This is a genomic window from Methylibium sp. T29 (genome assembly GCF_000576205.1).
GTDB classification, from domain to species: Bacteria; Pseudomonadota; Gammaproteobacteria; order Burkholderiales; family Burkholderiaceae_C; genus Methylibium; species Methylibium petroleiphilum.
The window spans coordinates 1-5,341 of the sequence record NZ_AZND01000227.1 but is presented as its reverse complement, the minus strand read 5'-3'; the positions used below and the strand labels follow the sequence as shown (position 1 = coordinate 5,341).

The 5,341-nt window shown below is 72.6% G+C and carries 5 protein-coding genes; 2 read left to right on the top strand and 3 right to left on the bottom strand.

The window, feature by feature from the left end:
- A partial coding sequence (locus tag x551_RS18090; protein WP_036236620.1) for a hypothetical protein occupies nucleotides 1-223 on the bottom strand: 223 nt, incomplete at its 3' end.
- 339 nt (nucleotides 224-562) lie between these two features.
- On the opposite strand from x551_RS18090, the gene x551_RS18085 reads away from it, so the two are divergent.
- Together x551_RS18085 and x551_RS25445 are read left to right on the top strand one after the other, a co-directional pair.
- Nucleotides 563-1,966: an alkaline phosphatase D family protein gene (locus tag x551_RS18085; protein WP_253950412.1), complete on the top strand. Its 1,404-nt coding sequence runs from the start codon at nucleotides 563-565 to the stop codon at nucleotides 1,964-1,966.
- A 102-nt stretch (nucleotides 1,967-2,068) separates the two neighbouring features.
- Entirely contained in the window at nucleotides 2,069-2,248 is a 180-nt protein-coding gene (locus tag x551_RS25445; protein ID WP_148210980.1) for a hypothetical protein, read from the top strand.
- Nucleotide 2,249: 1 nt separating this feature from the next.
- Here the strand turns inward: x551_RS25445 and x551_RS18080 are convergent, their stop codons facing one another.
- Both x551_RS18080 and x551_RS18075 read right to left on the bottom strand, forming a co-directional pair.
- Nucleotides 2,250-3,701, bottom strand: coding sequence for a DUF1501 domain-containing protein (locus x551_RS18080; protein ID WP_011831087.1), 1,452 nt, complete (start codon nucleotides 3,699-3,701; stop codon nucleotides 2,250-2,252).
- Nucleotides 3,702-3,848: 147 nt separating this feature from the next.
- Nucleotides 3,849-5,341: DUF1800 domain-containing protein (locus x551_RS18075; RefSeq protein WP_051512134.1), on the bottom strand; the 1,493-nt coding region annotated here is incomplete at its 5' end.

The window sequence follows — 5,341 nt, the reverse complement described above, 5'->3', positions numbered from 1 at the left end:
AGCGCGACGCGGCGTCCGGTGACGAACGCTGGTTCGGCGGCGGTGCCGGCTGCAGGCGCTCGGTGGCGCCGTTGCGGCCGAGCGACGCCGGACGCACCCCCGCGCTCGGTGGCTCGAAGCGCCATTCGGACGCGTCGTCGCCCGCCGCAGCGAGCAGCATCGCGCTGACCACGGCGGCGCTGACCGTGCCCCAGGTGATGGCTTGCAGAGAAGTGCGGGTCATGGGAATGGCCGAGGGTTGCAGTGCGACAAGCATGAAGCGGGCCGCGGCCCGAACGACGAGGTTAGGCGATCGGGCCGCCACGGCCAAGCCGCCAAGCTAGGGAAGTCGTGACGAAACGCAGCGGGGCGCCACCGGATCTTCACGGACGCTGGGCACAATCGGCCGCCTCATGTGGCGCCGTGATTTCCTCCATCGCCTGGGCCGCCACGCGGCCGCGCTGGCGCTCGGCACGCTGTTCGCGCCCGGCGTCGGCCGCAGTGGCGAGCGGGCCGAGACGCTCCGCGGTGGCGACGACCCCTTCACGCTCGGCGTCGCCAGCGGCATGCCGGCGCCCGACGCGTGGTGCTGTGGACCCGGCTGGCCCCGAGTCCGCGCGAACCGCTCGGTGGCCTGCCCGACGCGCCCATCGCGGTGCGCTGGGAACTGGCCGAGGACGAGGGCTTCTCGATCGAACGGCGCACCGGCGTGGTCTGGGCCCGGCCCGAGCACGCGCACAGCGTGCACGCCGAGGTGACGGGTCTGCCGAGCGATCGGCGCTACTTCTACCGCTTCCATGCCGGCGAGGCGACCAGCCCGCTCGGGCGCACCCGCACCGCGCCGGCGCCCGAGGCCGGGGTCGGCCGCCTGCGCATCGCGCTGGCGTCCTGCCAGCACTACGAGCAGGGCGAGTTCACGCTGCACCGCGAGATCGCCGCGCGCGACCTGGACCTGGTGCTGTTCGTCGGCGACTACCTCTACGAATCCAGCAATGCGCGCCTGCGCATCCGATCGCATGAAGCGGCGCAGCCGACCACGCTGGACGGCTTCCGCCAGCGCCACGTCACCTACAAGCTCGACGCCGCCCTGCGTGCGGCCCATGCGGCCCACCCCTGGGTGCTGACCTGGGACGACCACGAGGTCGAGAACGACTACGCCGCCGACGCCTCACGGGACCCGTCGCGCAGCGCGGCGGCGTTCCTGCAGCTGCGCGCCGCCGCCTACAAGGCCTACTTCGAACACATGCCGGTGTCGCCGCACAGTGCGCCGGTGGGCGCGCAGATGCGCATCCACGCGCACTACCGCTGGGGCCGGCTGGCCGACCTGTGGACGCTGGACAACCGCCAGTACCGCTCGCTGCAGCCCTGCAATGCGCCCGGCGTCGCCGGGGGGCGCATCCTCACGCAGTGCGAGACGCTCGAGGACGAGTCGGCCACGGTGTTCGGCGCCGCGCAGGAGCACTGGATCGGTGAGCAGCTCGCCGCCAGCCGGCGCGGCTGGCGGCTGCTGGCCCAGGGCACGCAGATCGCGCCCAGCGGCATCGACACGCCGCTCGGCCGCAGCCTCTTCAGCGACGGCTGGGACGGCTACCCGAAGGCGCGCGCGCGCCTGATGCGGGCGATCGCGGGGCAGCCGCAAGGCAACGTGGTCTGCCTCGGCGGCGACGTGCACCGCCACGTGGCCGCGCGCCTGCGCGCCGACGTCGGCGACCCGCGCTCGCCGGTGGTCGCCAGCGAGTTCGCCACCAGCTCGCTCACCTCGCGCGGGCTGTCCGACACCGCGACCGCGCTGATGCGCAGCAGCAATCCCGACCTGCTGCATGCACGCAGCGACGAGCGCGGCTACGTGTTGCTCGACCTCACGCCGCAGCGTCTGCACGCCGAGCTGCGCGCCACCGCCTTCCCGGTGGTGGCCGATGCGCGAGTCCACACCCAGGCCGCCTTCGTCGTCGAGGCGGGCCGCGCCGGACCGCAACGCGACGCCTGATCGCACCGCAGGGCGACGCCGTCGCCTCACCCGGTGGCAATGGGTCGTTTAAGCCCCGCAATTCCGGCGCTCGCCGGAACGGCATCCGCGCAGACTGCGTGCATGGACCTGTCCCTGTGGTGGAAACGATGGTTGCTGCGCTGGCACCTGCCTCGCGCCGAGCCGCATGTCGTCCGCCCGCCGGCCGACCCGGCCGATTGCGGCACCGCCTGGGGGCTGGACCTCACGCTGCCGCCGGCGGCCTTCGACAAGCAGGCCGGCACCCGCCGACCGTCCCGCTAGCTCAGACGAAGCCCAGGTTGCGCGCGCTGCCGAAGTTGGCCAGGTTCGGCAGCACGGTGTCGAGCTGGCCGTCGGTGGCGTCGAACCACTTCAGCAGCGTGGCGGCGTACTGGTCGACCGAGGTGGTCGGGATCCAGCGGCCCTGCAGCTCCCAGCTGTCCTGGCCCACGTCGTCGGGGCCCCCCAGGGCCAGCGTCGGGTAGCTGCCGTAGGTGGCATGGCCGCGCACCGCGCCGCCGAGCACCAGGTGATGGTTGCCCCAGGCGTGATCGGTGCCGAGGCTGTTGTTCGGCTTGAAGGTGCGGCCGAAGTCGCTCTGCGTGAAGGTGGTCACCTGGGCGCCCATGCCGAGGTTGTTCATGGCCGCGTTGAAGGCGGCCAGCGCGTCGGCCAGCGCCTTCATCAGGCGGGCGTGGTCGCCGCTCAGCGGGTCGCCGCCGACGATCTGGTTGCCGTGGGTGTCGAAGCCGCCGAGCTGTGCGAAGAAGATCTGCCGGTTGCCCTGCACCGTGGCGTTCGCCTCGATCAGCTTGGCCACCTGGTAGAGCTGCTGCGCCAGACCGCCCGTGACGCGTCCGTTGGCGATCACCGGCGCGAAGCCCGCGTCGATCGCCGTCGAACCGCCGCCGGGTTGTGCCGCGACGATGCTCCCGAGCCGCGCCGACACCGCGAAGGCGTCGCGCTGCTGGCGCGCGTAACTGCCGGCCAGGTCGCTGTCCAGCGCATCCACGGCGGTGGGCGCGTAGAGGGCGTCGAGTGCGGCCTTGCGCGCCGCGTTCGGCGCCCATTGCAGGTCGCTCGGCTGCAGGCCGTTGGCGCCGAAGGTGGCGCCGGGGCCCGGCAGGACCAGCGGGCCCTGCAGCGCCGACAGCCCGAAGCGGCCGTTGCCGCCGACCGAGATCACCGGGTTGGCCGTGGCCAGCGCGTCGGCGGCGCGGCCGCCCCAGCCGGTGCGCGTCAGTGCGTCGCCGGTGCCGGTCTCCCACAGGATCTGCTGGTCGGAATGCGAGAACAGGCTGTCGGGTAGCGAGGGCGAGCTGTCGGGCAGCGCGCGGAACTGCGCCTTGGTCAGCGGCTGCACCAGCGGTCCGACGTTGAACACCGGCGCCAGCTGGCCGGCCGCCCAGGCCGGGGCCAGGGCCGTCATCGCCGGGTGCAGGCCGTAGTCGCTGCCGCTCAGGCCGACCAGGCTGCCACGCGGCAGCGCCAGGCCGGCACGCACCGCGCTGTACTGGCCGTGGCGAGTCGCATCGCTCGGCACCACCATGTTCAGCCCGTCGTTGCCGCCGTACAGGAACACGCAGACCAGGGCCTTGTAGTCGGCCGCGAAGGCCGGCCGCGTGGCCGTCAGCAGGTTGACCAGCGAACCGGCGCCGAACGCGCCGGCCACGCCGAGCATCGAGCGCTGCAGCCAGCGGCGGCGCGCCATCGAGATCGTGGGGTGGTTTGCCATCGAGAGTCTCCGAAGCGAGGCCCGGGCGCCGTCAGCGCTGCACCTGGTAGTTCGGCGAGCCGAACACCAGGTAGGCGGCCTGGCGCACGCGGTTGGTCGCCCAGTTCTGCGCGTCGTTCTGGGCGGTGTAGGCCTCGACCGCCGCGATCACCTGCGTGCGTGTGGCGCTCGGCAGCCGTGCCCCCAGCGCGAGCGTCGACAGGCGGTCGACCAGCTTCGCGGCGTCGGCCGCGTCGGCGGTGTAGGGCTGCAGGTCGACGCGCGTGCCAGCGCGCCGGGCACGTCGGCACTGGCCGCCGAGCCGCCCCACCAGAGCAGGTAGGTCAGGTAGTTCAGCCGCTCCAGCGAGGTGTTGGCGTTGTGGATGCCGAACTCCGGCGCCTTCAGGCCGGCCACGCCGGGCAGCGGGTAGTCGGGCGGAAAGTAGTTGAACACCGAGGGCGGGCGGAACACGTGCTGGCGCATCGTCTCGCCCCACCACCAGCCCAGTGCGTCGCCATCGGTGCGGCCGCCCAGCGCGCGCAGCACGCCGGTGAAGTGCAGCACCGGCTCGCGCAACTTGCCGGCGCTGCGGGTCGGGATCTCGCTGCGCGCCTCGGCGTCCAGCAGCACCGCGGCCACGGTGGCGGCGAGGTCGCCGCGCTGACCGCTGCCGAAGCCCTGGTGGCGACCGGCATTGAAGGCCGCCGCGACGCGGCCCACGTAGGCCGCCGACGGGTTGCTGGCGACCAGCTGCTGGATCAGCTGGCGCCCGATGAACGGCGCCATGTTCGGATGCTGCATCAGGCTGTCGAGCACCGCCTCGAGCGCCTGGTCGGCGCTGCTGCCGGCCGGCACGGTGATGCCCGACAGCAGCGGGCGTTCCAGCGTGTCGTGGTACTGCGCCACCGGCACCATGTCGCCGGCGTAGTAGCGGCAATGGGTGCTCTGCGGCCAGCAGCCCCAGGCGGTGCTGCCGCCGGCCGGGTAGGTCCAGCCGGTCAGTGCATAGGCGTAGTGGCGCACCGTCTCGTTGCCGTAGGTCGGCGAGCAGGCGCCTCCCTTGAGCGTGCCGTTGGCGTTGAGTTCGCAGGTGCCGATCGAGAACAGCTGCAGCAGCTCGCGCGCGAAGTTCTCGTTCGGTGCTGCCTTGTCGTTGTTGGCGTTGTTCAGGTAGTCGCCCATCAGCGGCGACAGCGCCACCTTCTTCAGCACCTGCCGGTAGTTGCCGAAGGCGTTGTCGAGCAGGGTGTTGTAGTAGTAGCGCATCCCGTAGGTCCCCTCGACCTCCAGGTTCGACACCACCACGATCTTCTGCAGCGCGAAGGCCACCCGCTGGCGCAACTGGTCGGCGCCGCCGACCGCGTTGCGGTAGAAGTCCCACAGCAGCGGCTGGCTCGAGAAGTTGTCGCGCCAGCAGGTGGCGCTGCGGCCGTCGCAGTAGTTGCCGCTGCCGGTCCACTGGTGCACGTCGCCGTTGCCACCGCGGGTGTAGCGCGCGCTGGCGGTGGTCATCTGCGCGGCGAGCCAGGCGCTCGGGCCGCGGGTGCGGATGTCGGCCACCAGTGCCTCGGTCGGCCCGAAGCTGGCCTGGTGTGCGAGACGGGTCGCGTCGAGCGTGGTGGTGGGTGTGCGCCGGCGCTCCGGAGGACGGCGCACGG

Excerpts from the sequence above, each read along its gene's own strand:
- x551_RS25445 (WP_148210980.1), top strand. The coding sequence starts at position 2,069 with ATGGACCTGTCCCTGTGGTGGAAACGATGGTTGCTGCGCTGGCACCTG.
- x551_RS18080 (WP_011831087.1), bottom strand. The coding sequence starts at position 3,701 with ATGGCAAACCACCCCACGATCTCGATGGCGCGCCGCCGCTGGCTGCAG.